This is a genomic window from Bacillus cereus group sp. BfR-BA-01408, from assembly GCF_022663305.1.
GTDB lineage: Bacteria > Bacillota > Bacilli > Bacillales > Bacillaceae_G > Bacillus_A > Bacillus_A pacificus.
This window is the reverse complement of the sequence record NZ_JAKUFF010000072.1, coordinates 1-21,042: the sequence shown is the minus strand read 5'-3', so window position 1 is coordinate 21,042 and position 21,042 is coordinate 1. Positions and strand designations below refer to the sequence as shown.

Genomic DNA, 21,042 nt, shown 5'->3' with positions numbered 1-21,042 from the left:
GAGAATAGCATCGCGAAAAAGATTGTAATAGAAGATTCATTACCAAACGGGGTAGATTATGTACCAGGAACCATTAAGGTAGATGGAAAAGCGGTGACGGACGCTGTAGATCAAGATAGCGGCCACTATACGATAGGTAAAGTGATGGGGAATTTAGGTGATATTACAGATACAGGATGGCATACGGTTACCTTCCAAGCAAAAGTAAAATCGGATCAGTTAGATAAGACGATTCGTAACATAGGAAAAATAACAGGTGAGAATATTACACCGCAAGAACCAGAGAAATCTATTGTAATAGAACCGAAAGATCCAAAACTAGAAACGGTAAAAGAAGCAAAGAACTTACAGCAAGGTAAGAGCATATATGAAGTCGGAGATACGATTGAATATACAGTGAAAATGCGTAATAACGTAGCGAGTAGCGTGATAAACAATGCTATTATTGAGGATCCATTACCAGAAGGTGTGGAATATGTACCAGGGACGATTCGAATAGATGGGAAGGTTGTCACAGATGCTGAAGATGGGGATAGTGGCCATTATAAGACTGGAAAAATAACCGGGAAGTTTGGAGATATTCGAGATACAGAGTGGCATACAGTAGTGTTCCATGTGAAAGTGAAAACGAATCAAGCAGGGAAAGAAATAGTAAATAAAGCGAAGGTAACGGGAGAGAACATTACACCGCAGGAACCTGAAAAACTAGTAAAAGTAGATTATAAGAATCCGAAAGTGGAATCAGTGAAAGAAGTAAAGAACTTACAACAAGGTAAGAAGTATGAAGTAAAAGATACGATTGAATATACGATTAAGGTTCGTAATACAGTCAAAGATAGCATCATAAGAAATTCTTTAGTAGAAGACCAATTGCCAGAAGGTGTGGAATATGTACCAGGATCAATTCGGGTGGATGGCAATATAGTAACGGATGCCGAAGATACTGACAGTGGTCATTATAAGGCTGGAAAAGTAATAGGGAAACTCGGAGACATTCAAGATACCGAATGGCATACAATCGTATTTCAAGTGAAGATAAAAGATGGTTATGAAGATAAAAAAATACTGAACGTAGGTACGGTAAAAGGAGATAATATTTCTCCACAAAAACCATCAGTAGAAATAGCAGTGGAACCTCCTCCGTCAGGGAAAATTGAAATTGAAAAAGTAGATGCAAAGGATCATACGTTGAAACTGAAAAATGCAGAGTTTCAAATTATCGATAAAGATGGAAATGTAGTCGGAAAATTAGTAACCGATGAAAGTGGAAAAGCAATTTCTGAACCGCTAGTATTCGGTAAATATGAAATTAAAGAAATAAAAGCACCGACAGGTTACATGATCTTGAAGGAATCAATTCATGTAGAACTTACATCACCTTTGCAAAAGTTGAAAGTAGAGAACAACAAGAGTGAATGGGTCATTCCGAATACAGGAGGGTTTGGAACAAATCTCATTTACTTATTTAGCACATTACTCATTGTGTTAACGCTATTTCTCTATTTCCGAAAAGGGGACAGTAATTTATAAAATATAAAGGGGGCAATACGAGTATGAAAAAGGTATTTAGTATGGTTTTAGCATTTATATTAATGCTTTCAACGCTGCCAAGTGCATTTGCTGCAAATGAGGTTCCGACAAAAGGGTCTTTAACAATTCATAAGTATGCGCATGAAAAAGATGGACAACAAGGTGAAGCAGGAACTGGTGAACCTGGTCAGAAAGTTCCTGAAGGGGCAACACCGATAAAAGGAGTAAAGTATGAAGTTGTAAAAGTTGCAACTTTTAAAGTGATTGAAAGAAATGGAGAAATTGTAAAAGAAGCTGTTGAGAAAGTTGACAATGCAACACCTATTAGCGACGTAACAGGTGAAGATGGTACAGTAACTTTTAAGGACCTTCCAATCGGTCGTTACTTAGTGAAAGAAGTTAGCGGTCCAGATAACGTAAATATAAATACAGAGCCATATACAATTGATATCCCAATGACTGATAAAGAAGGTAAAAAATTAAACTACGACGTTCATATTTATCCAAAAAATGAAATCAAGCGTGGAGCAGTAGAATTAACGAAAGTAGACGATGCAGGTAAACCATTAAAAGATGTAGAGTTCACACTATATCATAAAGGGACTGATAAAGTAGTAGTAGATAAAGCAGGAAAAGAATTAAAGGATCTAAAGACAGATAAGGATGGTAAAATCCGCGTTGACGGTTTATTGTATGGAGAATATTATTTCAAAGAGTCAAAAGCACTAGAAGGGTATGTTTTAGATCCTAAAAAATATGAATTTAAAGTTGAAAAATCAGGTGCATTCCCTAAAGACGGTCAAGCAGGCTATGGGGAAATTGTAAAACTAGATAAAATTATAAACTATAAAAAACCGACAATTGATAAGAAGATTAACGGTAATTTAAATGGTTTACCAATTAACGTAGATGAAGAATTCACATACGACATTAAAACGAAACTACCAGGTGATATTCATCTGTACAAGAAATACGTAATAACAGATAACGTGGATTCAAGATTAACAATTATCGGTACACCAGTTGTTACAATTGATGGTGAAAAAGTATCTTCTGATGTTGTAAAAGTAACGTTAGGTGAAAAGACTGCTGCAGGTCAATTAGTGACAGTGACTGTAGAGAATTTTGCAGCGTTAAAAGATAAAAAAGAACTACATTTGCAAATCAAGGCGAAAGTAAATGGAGATATTAACGGTGGAACAGTAATAGAAAATATAGCAAAGATCGATTATGAAACTGGTGATAAAGTAACACCACCAGACGATGAAACAACAACACCTCCTGTAAAGGTTATCGTAACTGATGGTAAAATTTCATTGAAAAAAATTGACGGTGCAACTAAAGATGCTTTAGAAGGTGCGAAATTTGAATTACGAAAAGATAGTAAAGTCGTAAAAGTAAAAGGTGTTGACGTTGTCGGTGTATCTGATAAAGATGGGATTATTAATTGGGACAACATCCCTTACGGTGAATACGAAATCGTCGAAATTGAAGCACCGAAGTATACTGATAAAGGTGAAGTGAAATCTTATCAAAAATTAAGAGAGCCAATTAAAGTTAAGATTGATAAGGATAACCAAACGGTGAAATTAACTGTAGAAAATAATAAGAGTGGCTGGATCCTTCCTGCAACAGGTGGAATTGGGACAATCCTCTTCACAGTAGTTGGCCTTGTATTAATGGGCGCAGCGTTTATGTTCTTAAGAAGAAAAGCTTAATAAGCGTACGAGTATAGGGAGAAAAGAGGGAGAAAGAACATCTTCCTCTTTTCGTTATTTACTGCCCGGTAAATAGCGGGATAAATGGAACTACATATGCATAATAAAGGGGTATATTATGAAACGTAATATTATTTTTGGATGCATCTTTTTAGTAGGACTTAGTATTTTTTTATACCCGACGGTGAGTAATTGGTTAGCGACAAGAGCGCATTATTCTGAAGTAAGTACATATGACAAAAAGGTGAAAGAGCTGCAAAGGGAAGAAATTAAACGTAAAGAAAAAGAAGCGAAAGAGTACAATGAGAAACTACAACAGGAGAGACAGACCGTTACAGATCCATTTCGTTCCGATAAGAGTGGAAATTCCAGTTCTTACGTAGATATGTTGAATGTAGGAGAAGTAATGGGCTATGTAGAAATTCCTAAAATTAATGTGAAGCTTCCTATATATCATGGAACGTCTGAGGATGTTTTAAGTAGAGGGGTAGGTCATATAGAGAATTCCTCTTTGCCAGTTGGCGGAGAAGGAACACATTCTATTTTGACTGGACATAGGGGGTTGCCATCTGCTGTATTATTTACAGATTTGGATAAATTAAAAGAAGAGGATATTTTTTATATTCATTCTTTAGATAAAGTATTAGCATATAAAGTAGATCAAATTAAAGTAGTGCTACCAGAAGAAACGGATGATTTAACGGTAGCTGAAAGTCAGGATTATGTGACACTAATTACATGTACGCCATATGGTGTAAACACGCATAGGTTACTCGTTCGAGGACACCGTGTTCCGTATGATGAAAAGGAAAAAGAAAAGATTAAGGAAGTTGTTGGAGTAGATAAACGAATGATAGGAGCAGGTGCTATCATTGTAGGTGCATTTCTAATTGCTTTATATAGAAGAAAGAAGCGTAAAACTATAGAGAAAATATAAAATGGTTCTCCTTTCAATGTATATGTATGAAAGGAGAACCATTTTTTGGCCTATTATTTGCGTTCCATTACCGCAAAGTAATTGTTTTCGTTATCAGCGAAGTTAAAAGCTCTGCCAGTAGGTAAATCTACAACTTGTCCAACAGTAACATTTTTCTCAGAAAGATCTTTATACAGTTGATCTAAGTTGTTAGAGAAGAACATAAGTGAAGGTGTATGTAAGTTTAATTCAGGTTGCATTTTTGCAATTAACTCTTTATCGTGAAGGACGATGCTTGTGCCTGCTTCTTTTGACGGCGCAATTTCAATCCAGCGAAAACCTTGTCCGTTATTTTCTTCCACAATAATTTGGAATCCTACTGTCTCAGTCCAAAATTGTACTGCTTCATCTTGATTATTTACATATAGCATAATTTGTCCAATTTGATTAATCATAGGTGTGTCCTACTTTCTTTTCTTTTATGGAATTCTATTATATCAAAGATATGGTTTGAATACCTTTTCGTGATTTTTCCGAAGTGCAATCTTAGCCCATTTCATATTTGTTGTAGGAGAAGGTCCTGTAATCCATGTATGAAATGGTAGTGTACTGCATATGACCATTGTTGAAATCGAGATTGTGGCTGTTATTGTAAATAATAATAAGCTATATAATATTGTGTTTTCTTGCAGTGTGAATAAAGAAAGAAACTTTGTACATAGTTGCAAGAAGAAAAAGTGAGCTAAATAAGCACCATACGTGTAATTCCCGATAAATCGTAAAGCTTTATATAAGAAACCACGTCGCTGTACGATTGTAATAGATAGCACGTAAAGTATGATAATTTCGCATACGATATATAAAAACATAGACGGTTTTAAATAAGTCGAAACGGTTAAATGAATAGAGTTTGCTCCGTAAAAACTAAATAACTCATAATTGATGAATAAAAATAAGATAAAGAATAAGATTGTAATAAGCGGAATATGTTTTATGACAAATGTACGCCACGCTTTTAGTGCGACAGCAGCGATTCCTCCCATGACGAAATAGAACGAATAGAAGAAGAAGGAACGATCTGTATAATGTAAAATGGTTGAGCTAGTCAATTTCTCTCCATTAAAAATGTAGTGCGAAGAATACCACATTAAGAGGAAATATAGAGAAGCAAAGATGGTCATATATTTATATATGTCTTTTTTATTTTCTGTTCGTTTTTGAAACCAATAAAATAGTGTGCACAGCAAAGGGAACAGTAGGTGAATTTGAAACATCATAATCACGTACCAAAGATGAGGTGCGGCTGTTCCGAGTAATAAACTTTTTATTCCGCTTTGTAGTGTAATCATATCGTTTGTTGTTAATAAGTAAAGAACAGACCAGAAGAAATAAGGAATGAGTAAATGTGCGGCTTTTTCAGAAATATATTCTTTGTATACTAATTGCTTTGTATAGTGACGAATTAAGTGGAAGCCGACGATAAATATGAATGCAGGTGCTGAAAATTTTGCAAGGTTAAATAGCATGCCCATAATGAGAGATTGCTCAAGTAAGACATTTCCTTGATTCATTGTATATAATAAGGAACTTTGCAAAACGACCGCAAGGAATGCAATGCTTTGCAAAACTTTAAATTCAGGTGCGCTTTGAGTCATTATGTCCATCTCCTTTTCCATACATGATTATAGTACGGAGAAAGGATAATGAGTGTGGAATATTTGTGAAGGTTTTAACAAATTTGTGGCGGAATAGATTATATCGACGATTTTTTCAATATATCGACGTTTCGACAAGGAATATCGACTTATCAACAAATAACGACAAAAAGAGGATGCTCAAAACGAGCATCCTCTTTCTATTTATTAAGCAAATTTGTTTTTGATCCAATTCTTACCTTCTACAAGGCGAGCTGTCATTACGGCACAAGCATTATCTGCTGTTACGTTTAACATCGTTGCAGGAGGATCGATGATTGTACTAATCGCTGCGATAATTGGCAATGCTTCTGGCGGGAAGCCGTATAGAGAAACGATTAACATTTCACCAATCATACCGCCGCCTGGAATAGCGCCCATTACTGTTCCTACTAATAAAGAAACAACAAGTGCGATTGCTAATGTTTTTGGTCCTTCGAATTCCATGTTGAAAATACCGAATAAGAAAGCAATTTTTAATACGCCGCCTAAAACAGAGCCGTCTTTATGAAGTGTAGATCCAAGAAGGACAACTGTTTCACGAACGTCAGAAGAGATACCCATTTTCTTCGTTGCTTCTAAGTTCGCTGGAATACTTGCGGCACTACTACAAGTTGCAAGAGATGTAACAGTAGGAGAGACCATGTTCTTCCAAAATACTTGTACACCTTGCTTGCGACCTGCAAGGTATGCATAGAACGTAAAGAATACAAAGAAGTAAATAAGAGACGCTGGATAGTATACCATTGCTGCTCGGAAGTAAGTTCCAAGAAGCTGTGGTCCGAATTCACCAACTAATGCTGCGAAGTAAGCTGCAAGTCCGATTGGAGCGTAGTACATAATGAAAGATACGACTTTCATTGAAATTTCTGCACCAGCTTGTAAGAATGTAGCGAATGGTTTTCCTTTTTCACCAACTGCTGAAGTTGCAACTCCCATTAAGATAGAGAAGAAAATAAGAGCTAACATATTTTCACGAGATAGTAACTTCGAGAAGTCAGATACTGTTAGAATACCGACGATTTGATCTGCAACACTAACTGCTTTTTCAGCTTTGTCAGGTTGTGTTAGTTCTAATACAACACCTTGTGCTGGCGGGAATACTTTCACGACAATAATCATAAAAATAGCAGCTAAAATACTTGTAAATAAGAAAGTCCCAGCCATACTAGACATAATTTTACCGAAACGTTTTAATCCATCCATATTAGCAATAGATGACGCGATGCTAAAGAACACTAGAGGTACAACAATCGTAAACATTAAGTTTAAGAAAATGTCACCAAGCGGCTTTAAAGCAACTGCATCGGCACCCATGAAATAACCAATGAAACCACCAATTAGGATAGAAGATAATAAAATAAGTGGAAAGCGATATGCCTTCATAAATATATCCTCCTATCAATTATAAAAAATCATACTGAATTATTATAGCGAGTTAGAGCCCTCTTTACTAGGAGAATACGGATAGATGGAATAGCGTGAAAACCGAGAAATTTTTGTTTTTAAGCTCGGCATACAGCAGGAAATCTAGACATATATATTTGTAACCTAGTTGTGGTAAGGGATGCGCCGTAACTTAGGTTTGGAAAAAGGGGGAGGGAAAAGGGATGAATATTTTACTTTGCTGTGCAGCGGGAATGTCTTCCAGTTTGATTGTTACAAAAATGGAGAAAGCAGCAGAGGCAAAAGGGATAGAGGTAAAGATTTGGGCTGTATCAGGTTCTGAAGTAAATAGCCATATTGATAAAGCCGATGTACTTTTACTTGGACCGCAAGTACGTTATTTATTACCGAAAATGAAAGAATTATGTAAGGAGAAAGGAGTACCTGTTGATGTCATTCAATCCGTCCATTACGGACTTTGTAATGGAGAAGCTATCTTGCAAGCAGCTTTGTCAATGAAACCATGAGGAGAGTGGGATAGATGATACGGTTTTTAGAGAAATATGTAATGCCGGTAGCAGGAAAGGTTGCAGAGCAGAGGCATTTGCTAGCAATTCGTGATGGACTTGTATTGACGATGCCGTTCTTAATTATAGGATCAATTTTTCTTATTATTAGTACATTACCAATCCCCGGGTATAGTGAATTCATGGCGAGTTTGTTCGGGAAAAACTGGAACGTAGCATTAGGGTATCCAGTTAGTGCAACTTTTAATATAATGGCTTTAATAGCTGTTTTTGGAATCGCTTACAGGCTTGGGGAATATTATAAAGTGGACGCTTTAGCATCCGGGGCATTGTCGCTTGTGACATTTTTACTTGCAACTCCATTTCAAGTTGCATATATCATGCCGGGTACGAAAGAAAGTATACTGGTAGATGGAGTAATTCCAGCGGCATTAATGGGAAGCCAAGGTTTATTTGTAGCGATGATTATTGCAATTATATCTACTGAAATATACCGATTTCTTGTACAAAAAAAGATGATTATAAAAATGCCTGAGACAGTTCCACCGGCAGTAACGCGTTCATTTGCAGCGCTTATTCCTGGGTTTATTGTTGTGACAGTTGTTTGGATCATTAGATTGATTTTTGAACACACAACTTTCGGAAGCATTCATAATGTTGTAGGGAAGCTACTGCAAGAACCGCTGAGTATACTTGGTGCTAGTCTTTGGGGAGCAGTTATAGCGGTTATTCTCGTTCATGTCCTTTGGGCGTGTGGAATTCATGGAGCTACAATTGTGGGCGGTGTAATGAGCCCGATTTGGTTATCGTTAATGGATCAGAACCGGATTGCTTTTCAAGCGGGCCAAGATGTACCGAACACGATTACTGCACAGTTTTTTGATTTATGGATTTATATGGGCGGTTCTGGTGCAACATTAGCCTTAGTTGTCGGAATGTTATTGTTTGCACGAAGTCAGCAATTAAAAAGTTTAGGACGATTGTCAATTGCACCTGGTATCTTTAACATTAATGAAATGGTAACTTTCGGTATGCCAATTGTCATGAATCCACTTTTACTTATTCCATTTATAGTAGTTCCTGTTGTATTAACGATTGTTTCTTATTTCGCAATGGAATGGGGATTGGTAGCTCGCCCGAGTGGTGCTGCTGTAACATGGACGACACCAATTCTATTTAGTGGATATTTAGGCTCGGGTGGCAAAATTTCAGGTGTGATTTTGCAACTCGTTAACTTTGCACTAGCGTTCGTCATATATTTACCGTTCTTAAAAATATGGGATAAACAAAAAATAGCGGAAGAAAAGGGGGAGTAGAGAACTAAAATGGATACGATAGAAACGAAGGCTTTTCACTTAATCTTGCATGGGGGAAATGCGAGAAGTTGTTCAATGGAAGCAATTGATTGTGCAAAGCGTGGAGAATTTACAGAAGCAGAAGCGAAATTACAAGAAGCCTTAGAAGAATTAAAAGAGGCGCACCGTGTACAAACGGATCTCATACAGAAAGAAGCTGGTGGTGAAAAGACCGAAGTCACCCTTCTGATGGTGCACGCGCAAGATCATTTAATGAATGCAATTACGGTGAAGGAATTAGCAAGTGAATTTGTAGAATTATATAGGAAGATGTCGGTAACTGAATGAACCTTGCGTATGCAAGGTTTTTTATTTCATTTTTTAGCTTGATGGCCATGGGATATTACTGCCCTTTAAAGTGGCATAAAGTTAACGTACGCCTTATAGAACAAATAGAATACAATTGAATAGCTTAAGATATAAAAGAGACTTCTTTTCCCCCTTAATATCCATTTTAATTTTCTATCCTGTAGCGACAGCTTTATTTTACTTCCTTTTGGCACGTTACATACTACTTCAAACAATTCACGATACTCCTCATTAATCCCTAAAAGTACGTACTCTTTCCCGTTTGTATATTTTATATATAAAAATTCACTGCCGCTTTTACGATCTAATACTGTTTTCATAGAGACAATTTCATCTAACTGATATATTTTCAAATCAACATCGTTATAATATTGATTTACAAAGAACACATACAGTTTTTTATTTGTAACAACGAGGACGTTATTAATACCAAAATTCATAGAAAGAAAACCGATTCCTAATGTTATAGCCGTCCCTGTTTGCCAACCCTTTACACGCGGATTGGACGCAGCCATGCTATATAAAATCTCTTCACCCTGCTGTAAATTACCTTGCACCTGATGATAACAACGCTGCATCAAAATACTTTTTGTTACTACCATTTTTGCACGTCCTATTTTCTTTTCATCTACTTTTGTTTCAACATTATATTCTGCTACATCTTCATCACTATATTGTAAATTATTTAAACCCTGCAACAGTTCCTCTTTGCGCATCAGTTTCCCCTCCTATTATCTTTTTTATTTTTTTTCGTCCTCTTGAAAGCCTGCTATACACAGTATCTGTTGCCAGCCCTAATTCAGAAGCAATCTCTTGCACACTATATTCATCCAGATACCTTTTTATAAAAATTTTTTTATCTTCATTGTTTAGCGACCTAATTAAAAGATAAAAGTTTTCTTCCTCCTCTTCTTTTGTTTGATTTGTGCCTGTTCTCTCTTCATATATATCCTGCTGAAATTCTTGTAATCTATATACTTGATTACTCTTTCTCTTAAAATCTATCGCTTTAAACTTCGCGATAGATATAAGCCAATTTCTAAATTTTCCGCGTTTCTCATCATAACTATCAATGTTGTACCAAATGATTAACAAAATATCATCAACACACTCATCCACTAACACTTTACTATGGGATGTATCTAATACACCGTGAACAACTTTATAAATTAAATCTCCATACTGATCAATTGCTGCATGTAATGCTTTCATATCTTTCTTTCGCAACCCTTCTACTATTTCTACTTCTCGCATTCCTATCACCACTCTTTGCTCCATTCTCTATTCACTTAATATACGAATTATAATGATGGTTTTCTGACATTATGATAAAAAAATCTCATTTTTTCGTTTTGGGTTTATTTTAAAATCTTAGCTTGAAGGGCATGGGGTAAAAACACTAAAAAATTTTTTTAGTGTTTTTTTGTTTTAAATACAACTAGACAACTAAACACTAATCTATTTTCATACAGTTATGTGTTAAAAGCGTGTTGTTTTATAACACACTGTGTGTTTTTTGGTCGACACACTAATTGAAAGCGTTAACACACAAAGGAAATGGTCGAAAAAGTGCTGATTTTAGTGGTTTTAAAAAATTGGCACGCTAATTGCATTAATAAATAGCGTAAAGAAAAATAAATAAAACATAAAATTTTTATACTACACAAGGGGGATTTTCAAATGAATATTTTATTATGTTGCTCAGCAGGGATGTCTACAAGTTTACTAGTTACAAAAATGGAAGCGGCTGCAAAAGCTCGAGGTTTAGAAGGAAAGATTTGGGCTGTATCTGGGGATGCAGTAAAAACAAATATCGATCAAGCGGATGTATTATTATTAGGACCACAAGTTCGTTACATGCTTTCTTCAATGAAAACGCTTGCTGATGAGAGAAACGTTGGAATCGACGTTATCAATCCAATGCACTACGGCATGATGAATGGAGAAGCAGTTTTAGATCACGCGTTAACACTAAAAAAATAATTAGGGGGGAAGCGAAATGCAAAAGTTTATTGCATTCATGGAGAAATATTTAGTTCCTATCGCAGGTAGAATTGGATCGCAGCGCCACTTAGTTGCGATCCGTGATGGATTTATCGCAGTTATGCCTCTTATTTTAGTTGGATCATTTGCAATACTTATTAATAACTTACCAGTGGATGCATTCCAAAAATTTATGAAAGGTGCATTCGGGGAAGTTTGGAAAGATGTCGGTGGCGGTATGTGGACTGGTTCCTTTGCTATACTTGCCCTTATAGTCGCAGTTGGAATCAGTTATAATTTGGCAAAATCTTACGGCATAGATGCGTTGTCAGCAGCAATTATTACATTCGGTGCATTAATTATTATTTCTCCGACAACGCCAAAAGAAGGTGGTATTGATTTAGCTTGGACAGGGGCACAAGGTCTATTCGTTTCTATCATAGTGGCTCTTCTTGTAACTGAAGTATTTAGATTCTTTGTTCAAAGAGATATTACAATTAAAATGCCTGACGGTGTTCCACCAGCAGTAATGAAATCATTTGCAGCATTAGTTCCAGCATTCGTTATTTTAATCGTAACAGCAGGCATTCAATTAGCAGTGAAATTAGCAGGAACAAGTATTCATAAATTCGTATTTGAAACAATTCAAGTACCATTACAAGGTTTAGCAGGTACATTGCCAAGTGCAATTATTATTGCGTTGCTTATTCATGTATTATGGTTCTTCGGATTACATGGTCCGAATATTATTGGGGGTATTATTGACCCAATTTATTTACCAGCGTTAGAAAAAAACATGAAACTATTTGATGGTGGTATGTCTGCATATGATGTACCGCATATTTTCACAAAACCATTCTTTGATGTATACGTGTACATCGGTGGATCAGGTGCAACGTTAGCATTCTTAGTTGCAGTAATGCTTGTTGCAAAAAGTGCGCAGCTTCGCGGTGTAGGTCGCGTATCTATCGGACCTGGTTTCTTCAATATTAACGAACCAGTTATTTTCGGTACACCAATTGTATTAAATCCAGCATTAATTATTCCATTCGTACTGACACCAGTTGTATTAGTTATTACTTCTTATACAGCGATCTCTTTAGGATGGGTACCAAAAACAGTTGCTTTAGTTCCATGGACAATGCCACCAATCTTTAGTGGTTATCTTGTAGCGGGCGGAAGTATCGCTGGTGCAGCATTACAAGTAGTAAACTTTGCAATTGCAGTATTGATTTACTATCCATTCGTATTAATGTGTGACCGTACGTATGTACAAGCTGCAAAAGCTGAAACAAAAGGAAGCGACAATTCAGTATCACTTTAAAAAATATTATTCTGACGAGTTTCTCTAGCTCGTCAGAATAATTACCTTTATATCATGTTCAAAAAGATGAAACCCATCTACAAGAACACCAAACTATCATTCATAAATTAATATTTTAATAGAAATGTTCAAACTGAAGGGGTATTTCAATCGGTTGAACGATAATAGAGAGGGCGGTAATTATGATGACTACAGCAGAACAAATTCCATTTCAATTAATTTTAAATAGTGGTAATGCACGAAGCTTTGCGATGGAGGCACTTCAATTTGCCAAACAGGGGAAAATGGCAGAAGCTGATGAAGCGATGGCAAAGGCGAAAGAAGCGATTAATGAAGCGCATCATTTTCAAACGGAGCTCATACAATCAGAAGCAAGAGGAGAAAAAACAGAGATTAGTGTTCTTTTAATTCATGCACAAGATCATTTAATGAATGCGATTACAGTAAAAGAATTAGCAGCAGAGTTTATTGACCTTTATAAAAAGTTAGAAGCGAAAGGGGAATAAAGCATGACTGGAATTAAAATTGCTACAATCGGCGGTGGATCTAGTTATACACCAGAGTTAATTGAAGGATTTATTAAACGTTATGATGAGCTTCCTGTTCGTGAAATTTGGTTAGTAGATATTGAGGCAGGAAAAGAAAAGTTAGAAATCGTTGGTAACTTAGCGAAACGTATGGTAAAAAAATCTGGTTTACCAATTGAGGTACATTTAACGCTTGATCGTCGCGAAGCATTAAAAGATGCTGATTTCGTAACGACGCAGCTTCGCGTAGGTTTATTAGAAGCTCGTGCAAAAGATGAAGCGATCCCGTTAAAATATGATGTAATCGGTCAGGAAACGAATGGTCCTGGTGGTTTATTCAAAGCGTTGAGAACGATTCCTGTTATTTTAGATATTTGTAAGGACATGGAGGAGCTTTGTCCGAATGCATGGTTAATTAACTTTGCAAACCCAGCTGGTATGGTAACAGAAGCTGTCCTTCGTTATACAAATATTCAAAGAGTAGTTGGTTTATGTAACGTTCCAATCGGAATCCGTATGGGTCTTGCGAGATTACTTGAGGTAGATGCCAGTCGTGTACACGTTGACTTCGCAGGTTTAAACCATATGGTATACGGACTAGACGTATATTTAGATGGCGTAAGTGTAATGGATCGTGTGTTAGAGCTTGTAACAGATCCAGAGAAGCAAATTACGATGGAAAATATTGCTGCGCTTAACTGGGAACCTGACTTTATTCGTGGCCTTCGTGCAATTCCATGTCCATACCATCGTTACTACTACAAAACACGTGAAATGCTAGAAGAAGAGAAAGAAGCTTCGGTTGAAAAAGGTACACGTGCAGAAGTAGTAAAACAATTAGAAGATGATTTATTCGAGTTATATAAAGACCCGAATTTAGATATTAAACCACCACAATTAGAAAAACGTGGAGGCGCTTATTATAGTGACGCAGCATGTAGCTTAATTACGTCTATTTATAATAATAAAGGTGATATCCAGCCTGTTAATACACGAAACAACGGAACAATTGCAAGCTTGCCACATGATTCGGCTGTTGAAGTGAACTGTATTATTACGAAAGAAGGTCCAAAACCAATTGCAGTTGGAGATCTTCCAGTACCAGTTCGCGGTTTAGTACAACAAATTAAATCATTCGAGCGCACAACAATTGAAGCTGCTGTTACAGGGGATTATCATAAAGCGCTGCTTGCTATGACAATTAATCCACTTGTACCATCAGATAAAGTTGCAAAACAAATTTTAGATGAAATGTTGGAAGCACATAAAGAACATCTTCCGCAGTTCTTCAAAAAGGTAGAGAAATAAAGCGGCGCTATTTAGCCCGCTTTTTTTTATTCTATTCCACTTTAATGGGCAGTAAGACCCCTACCTCAAAATTCAGCGAAAGCAAAGAAATTAGGTGGGGGATCAACTGCCCATAAAAGTCCGATTGGTTCAACTAATAATCAGTGGGGGGTGAAGAACCCCCCCCACTGATTAAAGTTTCACTTTATTAGGAGGTATTACGATGATTAAGTTAATTGTAAACGCAGATGATTTTGGTCTTACAGAAGGTACAAATTACGGTATTATTGATGGGCATATAAATGGACTTGTAAATTCAACGACGATGATGATGAATATGCCAGGAACAGAGCATGCGGTACGTTTAGCGAAAGAACATAACACATTAGGAGTAGGCGTACATCTCGTATTAACAGCAGGGAAACCGCTTCTTGGAGACGTACCATCACTTGTAAGTAGCGATGGATTGTTTCATAAACAAAGCGTCGTATGGGAAGGGAAGATAAATCCAGAGGAAGTCGAGCGAGAATGGACTGCTCAAATTGAGAAATTCTTATCTTACGGATTAACGCCAACTCATTTAGATAGTCATCATCACGTGCATGGATTACCGATTTTACACGATGTTCTTGAGAAATTAGCGGCTACATATAATGTTCCAATTCGTCGTTGTGAGGAAGAGCGAGCAGTACGCCCGTTTTCTGACGTATTTTACAGTGACTTTTATGCGGATGGTGTGACGGAAGATTACTTTGTGAAGTTAAAAGAAAGAGTACAAGGTGAACAAACGGTGGAAATTATGGTTCATCCAGCGTATATTGATCCAGAGCTTGTGAAGCGTTCTTCTTACGTAATGGATCGCGTGAAAGAATTGCGTATTTTAACAGAGAGCGAGTTGCCTGAAGGAATAGAGCTTGTGAAGTTTTAATAGAAAAACGACGGCTATATCATGCCGTCGTTTTTTATATTTATAAAATGGATAGAATATATCCGCCAAAGGCTCCGAGTATAACGATAACCCAAGGTGGTGTTTTCCAAAAAGCAAGCAAGCAAAAGAGAAGAGACGCAAAAACAAAATCTACAGCGTTCATCATTGTGCTTGTCCAAATAGGATCATAAAAAGCAGCAATTAAAATACCAACAACAGCGGCATTGACTCCAAGTAGTGCGCCTTGTATGAAAGATATTTTTCTCACATTGTTCCAAAATGGTAATACACCAATAACGAGTAAGAAAGCAGGAAGAAAAATAGCAATTGTTGCAAGTATGGCCCCAAGCGTCCCGTTTAACAATGCTCCTATATAAGAGGCGAATGTAAATAGTGGTCCTGGCATTGCTTGTGTTAATCCGTATCCAGCTAGAAATTGTTCTTTCGTCATCATTCCGTTTTGTACGAACTCACCTTCAAGAAGGGGGAGGACGACGTGTCCGCCTCCAAATACAAGTGCACCAGAGCGATAGAAACTATCAAATAAAGCGATGTAATAAGAGAACGGTCTTAATATTGGTAGCAGTAGTAATAGTCCGAAGAATAAGACGAGACAAGAAACTGCTATCTTTTTTGAAATAGGTACTTTTATATGTTGAGATTGGCTAATTGGTTGGTTGCGATATAAAAGCCAGCCGATACAGCCAGATATGATAATGAGAGTGACTTGTGTCCAGCTACTTGGCCATAATAGGGCGATTGAGGCAGTTGCAATTGCAATCGTCGCACGATTTCGGTCTGGCGTTAATTTTTGCGCCATTCCCCATATGGCATGAGCGACAATAGCGACTGCTACAACTTTTAGTCCATGAATCCAGCCAGTACTTCCAAGATTGAACTGATTAAGGAATGAGGCGAAGAAAACTAAACCAATCACAGACGGCAAAGTGAATCCGATCCATGAAATAATAGCTCCGAATACCCCGCCTCTTAATAATCCAACGCCCATACCAACTTGGCTGCTAGCAGGACCAGGGAGGAATTGACATAGTGCTACTAAATCTCCATAGCTTCGTTCATCCATCCATTTTCTTTTTTGTACATATTCGTGGTGGAAATAGCCGAGATGGGCGACGGGGCCACCAAATGAAGTAAGTCCTAATTTAAATGCAACGAGAAAAATCTCTAATAATTTGTGAATAGTATATTTATTATTTTCCAAAATAACCTCCTAGAATGTTTTTCTATGTGCATTATACAAGAGGTAGTAAAGCAAAAGGAACGATTCTAATGTAAAGATTGTGTGAATCTTTTCTTCGTAATTAAAGTTTGAAAAAGTCATAAATGATTATGTATAAACCATAAAGTAGTAGAAGTAGTGCTGGGAAATTTATATAAGGAGAATGCCCGTATGACAACACATTTCTTTGCGAGGTTAACAGGTAAGAGGGAAATACCTCCTGTAAATACAGAAGCTTATGGCGTAGCAGAGTTTATATTTAGTGAGGATTTAAAGAAGTTGCAATATCGGGTCATATTGAAAAACATCGAAAAAGTTACATCATGCCAAATTCATTTAGGGAAAACAGATCAAATTGGTCCAATTGTTTTAAGTTTATTTGGTCCATTAAAGCAAGGTATTAGTGTTAATGAAGGAGTCGTCACTGGTGTAGTTAATGTGGGGGATTTTGAAGGGCCTTTACAAGGGCGAGCGTTTGATAGCTTACTGCAAGAAATCATTCAGGCGAATGTATATGTAAATGTTTATACGAAGTCTAATAAGAAAGGCGAAATCAGGGGGAGAATTAGGAAAGTAAAGAAGTAGAAAAAAGGCTGTTCATCTGGAACAGCCTTTTTTGCTATAAGGTACAAATTTTAGTGAATATAGCCGGCAAATCGATATATTTTGAAAATCGCTGATAAAATCTGAGTTGCGCTGATATAACTTGAAAATCGCCGATAAAATCCGAGTTACGGTCGATATACTACAAAACCACCTCAATTAATTTTTTACAGGCTGATTTTTAATGAAGAAGTCCATAACATAAAACACTTCGTCATCAGGTATTTGTATTTCAAATGTATTTTCAATTGGCTGCAATGCTTTTTTTACTTTCATATACATCCAGTATTCATCTTGTCTTCGTTTCTCTTTATCTGGATGAGGGAGGAGGCTTTCTCCTTTTTGAAGACGGTCAACCATACAGCTCATATGAAGAATAACACCCATTAAACTGTCAGGAGTTAGCTGTAAGGAAATTAATTCTTGAATTGTATTTAATGCGTAACGGATCGTTTTAATAAGTAGTGCTCCGTCGTTACGCTGCATTTGTTGTTCAAGAATATCAGCCATTTTTGCATATGTTTCTTCATACGTAATTAATTCTTGAATTGGCTGAATCGCTGTGTAGTTTACAATGTCTTGGAAATGATAAGTTAAGCATGGCACCTGCACATCGAAATTTGTGACGATACAAATGATATTCCGCTCTTTTTTTATGTTCTCAATCATTTTCGTTAAATCTTTTTCATGGACGATACTAATTGGAATGATTTCAATTAAGTCTTTGTCAAATCGCAAATAGTTCTCCAACATTTTTTGAATAGCTAAAGCACTGCCTTCCCCAGTTAAACAAGCTGTTAAAATAACAGATTTCATTGGCGATAGTGGCTTTTTCTTTTCTTCTTGTACGTTTAAGTAAAACGGTGTTAAGTTCTTTACTGTTTCATATAATGCATCTAACGAGTAGCCAAGCTGAGCTTTTCGAGCAGCTTCTAGTGCATGTGGAGTGCTCGTCATGGAAAGAACACGTACCGGAATTTTGAACTCAGTTTCTAATATATCACCAATATAAGCGAGAGATCCCATATCAACGAGTAAGAGAAGCCCGTTTACATTTTGGAGTGTTTTCATATACACTTTCACACGCTCTAAGAAATCTTTCGGCGATTCATGTAACGGCATATCGATACCGGTTACTTCCTCAATGCCGAGCAGTTCGTTTGCGACGTTTGCCATTTCTGTTGCTATGCCGTTGCCGTGCGCTAATATTAATACTTTTACTTCTGTTTGTGAGGCAGGAATTGGATCAACAACGAAGAACATTGTTAAAAAGCCTGCTTCATCGATAGGCATTGTTATTTGTAATTCGTCTTCCAGTAGTTGAATGCATTGCATAGCTACGGAAAAAGCTTCTTTATATTTCGTACGAATTTGATTTAATTGTGGGTGATGAATTTGTTTTCCAGCTTGTAAACGTTGTAGAGTTGTCTGTACATGTAAACTTAAAGCGAGAAATACTTTTTCATCGAATGTCTTGGATAAATGTTTTTCAGCAAGTTCAGCAATTTTTTCACAAACGGAAACGATATTACGATCTACAATTTTAAAAACATTTTCATGACTTGTCTTTTTTGACATTTGGTTAAAATATTGTACGAAAAAGCTTTGAATATCATTTTCTATTAGTAATTCTAATTCTTCCTCTTCAATACCACGAGCTTGAAGTTCTTCATATTTATAGTCAATATAATCGTAAATAGAAGACTGTTTTTCATTTTCTATTTTATGATTACTCCAACCTTCATCGCCTGTAAATATAAATGTTTCATTTGGTATTTGGTATAGATGACGGCTTTTTCTTTCAATGAAGAGCCCTTCCTTCATATACCAAGGTAAGTCTGTACTTGAAACATAGACAGAATCACGTTTCTTTGTCACGAAGTCAGAATAGGCTTTCGCACAGGCAATTTGTACATCTGTTTTTAATTGGCCGATGTTATTGGGACAATTGTAAAAGACGAAAGCACGCATTGCATTCGGACTAACGTGAATTTCTTTTCGCAAGCGAATTGCTTCATTTGTGAAAAATAGTTGCAGTAAAGCAAAACGTTCTTTATGTGTACGCTCACGAAGTGGTGGCAGCGTGACAGTCATTGGTATACGTCTTGTAAATGTTTTTAATAAAAATGAATTTGGCTCTTCTGTTGTAGCAGTAATGATCAATACTTGTGCTTTACGTTCGTTTTCTGTTTCTCCAAGGCGACGATATACTCCGCGGTCAATAAAGGTGAAAAGCATTTCTTGTCCCTCTGGAGGAAGGCGATGTACTTCATCTAAGAAAAGGATCCCTTCATGTGCTTTTTCAATTAATCCTTTCTGATCACTTGCCCCTGTATAGGCTCCTTTTTTAATCCCAAACAATTGCCCAAGTAGTAGCTGTGGGTTATTTGCATAATCAGCACAGTTAAAGACGATAAATGGTGCATTTTTAGGAAGCTGTTCAACTTCAATTGCATATTCGTGCATTAAAGAAGCAAACATGGATTTTCCGACGCCTGTTTCTCCGAGCAGTAAAGTATGCATACCGTTTGGAGGATAGAGAATAGAAGCTTTCGCTTTTTCGATTGCGATTTTAAGGCTCGTATTTTCAACTGCAAATGTATCTAATGAAGTTACTTCTTTTGAATGCGTTTCCAACGAAGTGTTCGTTTCTATATAAAAACGAACAGGACGCGTATTTGTTTTTAATAAACGTTTATCTTTTACGAGTTTGTTTAAGTCGCTACTTACATTGGCTCGATCTAGCTGCAACAGGGTAGCGAGTTCTGATGCAGTTACACCTTCTGTATAATTGCCTTTTTGTATTGCGTTAAAAATGAGATCTATTCGTTTCATTTCTATTCACCTCGAAACTTCATCACTATTTAAAATTTTACACAAAAATGGGAAGGGTGGGAAGAGAAAAATAAAACAGCTTTAGCACATAGGCACTAAAGCTGTTACAATCTTGTGTCTTTCCAAAAGTTTACTTCGAGATGAGAAGATGGATTATAGGGAAGAAGCTTGTATCCTTGTGACTGTAAGTAATCAATTACTTGTGGCAGTATTTGTACGGTTACACTCGAATCATGCATTAAAATTACTTCGACTTGTTCATCGCTCTGATTACGTACCCTTTCTAGTATGGCAGAAGGATTGTCATAGCTTTTCCAGTCGTATGTATCGATTGTCCAATCCCACATTTTATACTGGGCTGATACAAGTGCATCACGGTAATTCTTTTTTAAGTAAGGCATGCTACCATATGGGACACGAACGAGATGTGTATTTAATTTTGTAACTTGTTGGACAATGTTTTGTGTTTGTTCCATTTCTGTAATTAAAGCGGATGGATCACCAGTGTAAAGGCGTTTTACATCATGGGACATACTGTGAAGTCCGATATAATGTCCCTCTTTAATTAATCGTTGCATTGTCTGTTTATAATGTGGTACTTTTCCACCAATAACAAAGAAAGTTGCTTTTCCGTTCTTTTCTTTTAAGATGTTTAAAATTTGCGTAGTATATTTGTTTGGTCCGTCATCAAATGTTAAGTACGCGATTTTTTTTGTAGAAGAGGAAGTTTTGGTATTTGGATGATGTTCAGCAGGGGGAATTGTAGTTGCTCCTGCATGAGATGACGCGTACATAGTAATCGTTAAAAATAAAATAATGTATTGAAATACTCGCTTGATCATAACATTCACCCTCAGTTTGACAATCAAGATGTAAAAAA

Annotated in this window: 20 protein-coding genes; 12 read left to right on the top strand and 8 right to left on the bottom strand. The window is 36.6% G+C overall.

All coding sequences use genetic code 11. The features are described 5' to 3' along the window. The 3 genes from MR083_RS21960 to MR083_RS21950 form a co-directional block, all read left to right on the top strand. Nucleotides 1–1,530 (top strand): isopeptide-forming domain-containing fimbrial protein (locus tag MR083_RS21960; RefSeq protein ID WP_242269840.1); only part of this gene is annotated, 1,530 nt, incomplete at its 5' end. Between the two features lie 23 nt (nucleotides 1,531–1,553). Next, nucleotides 1,554–3,248, top strand: a complete 1,695-nt coding sequence (locus MR083_RS21955) for a SpaH/EbpB family LPXTG-anchored major pilin (protein ID WP_000755300.1) — start codon at nucleotides 1,554–1,556, stop codon at nucleotides 3,246–3,248. A 118-nt stretch (nucleotides 3,249–3,366) separates the two neighbouring features. Further along, on the top strand, nucleotides 3,367–4,185 hold the full coding sequence (locus MR083_RS21950) for a class C sortase (RefSeq protein ID WP_242269839.1): 819 nt from the start codon (nucleotides 3,367–3,369) through the stop codon (nucleotides 4,183–4,185). Between the two features lie 53 nt (nucleotides 4,186–4,238). On the opposite strand, the gene MR083_RS21945 is transcribed toward MR083_RS21950, so the two are convergent. The 3 genes from MR083_RS21945 to MR083_RS21935 form a co-directional block, all read right to left on the bottom strand. Beyond that, nucleotides 4,239–4,619, bottom strand: coding sequence for a VOC family protein (locus MR083_RS21945; RefSeq protein ID WP_000609850.1), 381 nt, complete (start codon nucleotides 4,617–4,619; stop codon nucleotides 4,239–4,241). A 42-nt stretch (nucleotides 4,620–4,661) separates the two neighbouring features. After that, the gene (locus tag MR083_RS21940) at nucleotides 4,662–5,819 is read right to left on the bottom strand and encodes an acyltransferase (protein WP_000194309.1); all 1,158 of its coding nucleotides are present in this window, start codon (nucleotides 5,817–5,819) and stop codon (nucleotides 4,662–4,664) included. Nucleotides 5,820–6,026: 207 nt separating this feature from the next. Continuing rightward, nucleotides 6,027–7,244: a dicarboxylate/amino acid:cation symporter gene (locus tag MR083_RS21935; RefSeq protein WP_000649373.1), complete on the bottom strand. Its 1,218-nt coding sequence runs from the start codon at nucleotides 7,242–7,244 to the stop codon at nucleotides 6,027–6,029. Between the two features lie 224 nt (nucleotides 7,245–7,468). On the opposite strand from MR083_RS21935, the gene MR083_RS21930 reads away from it, so the two are divergent. The 3 genes from MR083_RS21930 to MR083_RS21920 are packed head-to-tail and all read left to right on the top strand — an operon-like array spanning nucleotide 7,469 to nucleotide 9,414. Beyond that, nucleotides 7,469–7,771: a PTS sugar transporter subunit IIB gene (locus MR083_RS21930; RefSeq protein WP_001023538.1), complete on the top strand. Its 303-nt coding sequence runs from the start codon at nucleotides 7,469–7,471 to the stop codon at nucleotides 7,769–7,771. A gap of 14 nt (nucleotides 7,772–7,785) precedes the next feature. Continuing rightward, a complete protein-coding gene (gene celB / locus MR083_RS21925) occupies nucleotides 7,786–9,087 on the top strand; it encodes a PTS cellobiose transporter subunit IIC (RefSeq protein ID WP_000617776.1) in 1,302 nt (433 codons plus the stop codon). Between the two features lie 9 nt (nucleotides 9,088–9,096). Continuing rightward, on the top strand, nucleotides 9,097–9,414 hold the full coding sequence (locus tag MR083_RS21920) for a PTS sugar transporter subunit IIA (RefSeq protein ID WP_000379638.1): 318 nt from the start codon (nucleotides 9,097–9,099) through the stop codon (nucleotides 9,412–9,414). A gap of 65 nt (nucleotides 9,415–9,479) precedes the next feature. On the opposite strand, the gene MR083_RS21915 is transcribed toward MR083_RS21920, so the two are convergent. Next, nucleotides 9,480–10,151 carry a hypothetical protein gene (locus MR083_RS21915; RefSeq protein WP_001224324.1) on the bottom strand — a complete coding sequence of 224 codons (672 nt, stop codon included), beginning with the start codon at nucleotides 10,149–10,151 and terminating at the stop codon, nucleotides 9,480–9,482. Next, on the bottom strand, nucleotides 10,117–10,689 hold the full coding sequence (locus tag MR083_RS21910; protein WP_011040847.1) for a sigma-70 family RNA polymerase sigma factor: 573 nt from the start codon (nucleotides 10,687–10,689) through the stop codon (nucleotides 10,117–10,119). Before MR083_RS21910 ends, MR083_RS21915 begins: the two co-directional genes overlap by 35 nt. Before the next feature lie 426 nt (nucleotides 10,690–11,115). On the opposite strand from MR083_RS21910, the gene MR083_RS21905 reads away from it, so the two are divergent. The 5 genes from MR083_RS21905 to chbG all read left to right on the top strand — a co-directional run bounded on the left by MR083_RS21905 (nucleotide 11,116) and on the right by chbG (nucleotide 15,484). Next, a complete protein-coding gene (locus MR083_RS21905; RefSeq protein WP_001023569.1) occupies nucleotides 11,116–11,418 on the top strand; it encodes a PTS sugar transporter subunit IIB in 303 nt (100 codons plus the stop codon). Between the two features lie 16 nt (nucleotides 11,419–11,434). Continuing rightward, nucleotides 11,435–12,742, top strand: coding sequence for a PTS cellobiose transporter subunit IIC (gene celB, locus MR083_RS21900; RefSeq protein ID WP_001168843.1), 1,308 nt, complete (start codon nucleotides 11,435–11,437; stop codon nucleotides 12,740–12,742). Nucleotides 12,743–12,924: 182 nt separating this feature from the next. Further along, a complete protein-coding gene (locus MR083_RS21895) occupies nucleotides 12,925–13,248 on the top strand; it encodes a PTS lactose/cellobiose transporter subunit IIA (RefSeq protein ID WP_000989047.1) in 324 nt (107 codons plus the stop codon). A gap of 3 nt (nucleotides 13,249–13,251) precedes the next feature. After that, nucleotides 13,252–14,577: a 6-phospho-beta-glucosidase gene (gene celF, locus MR083_RS21890; RefSeq protein ID WP_000145756.1), complete on the top strand. Its 1,326-nt coding sequence runs from the start codon at nucleotides 13,252–13,254 to the stop codon at nucleotides 14,575–14,577. Nucleotides 14,578–14,779: 202 nt separating this feature from the next. Continuing rightward, entirely contained in the window at nucleotides 14,780–15,484 is a 705-nt protein-coding gene (gene chbG / locus MR083_RS21885) for a chitin disaccharide deacetylase (protein WP_000593461.1), read from the top strand. A 40-nt stretch (nucleotides 15,485–15,524) separates the two neighbouring features. Here the strand turns inward: chbG and MR083_RS21880 are convergent, their stop codons facing one another. Next, nucleotides 15,525–16,706, bottom strand: a complete 1,182-nt coding sequence (locus MR083_RS21880) for a chromate transporter (RefSeq protein WP_000429776.1) — start codon at nucleotides 16,704–16,706, stop codon at nucleotides 15,525–15,527. Nucleotides 16,707–16,895: 189 nt separating this feature from the next. Here MR083_RS21880 and exsM point away from each other — a divergent pair, with 189 nt between their 5' ends. Beyond that, entirely contained in the window at nucleotides 16,896–17,309 is a 414-nt protein-coding gene (exsM, locus tag MR083_RS21875) for an exosporium regulatory protein ExsM (protein ID WP_000207032.1), read from the top strand. A gap of 177 nt (nucleotides 17,310–17,486) precedes the next feature. Here the strand turns inward: exsM and MR083_RS21870 are convergent, their stop codons facing one another. Both MR083_RS21870 and MR083_RS21865 read right to left on the bottom strand, forming a co-directional pair. Then, nucleotides 17,487–20,162, bottom strand: a complete 2,676-nt coding sequence (locus MR083_RS21870; RefSeq protein WP_046648857.1) for a sigma-54-dependent transcriptional regulator — start codon at nucleotides 20,160–20,162, stop codon at nucleotides 17,487–17,489. Nucleotides 20,163–20,266: 104 nt separating this feature from the next. Further along, a complete protein-coding gene (locus MR083_RS21865; RefSeq protein ID WP_000597165.1) occupies nucleotides 20,267–21,004 on the bottom strand; it encodes a polysaccharide deacetylase family protein in 738 nt (245 codons plus the stop codon). Nucleotides 21,005–21,042 lie beyond the last annotated feature (38 nt).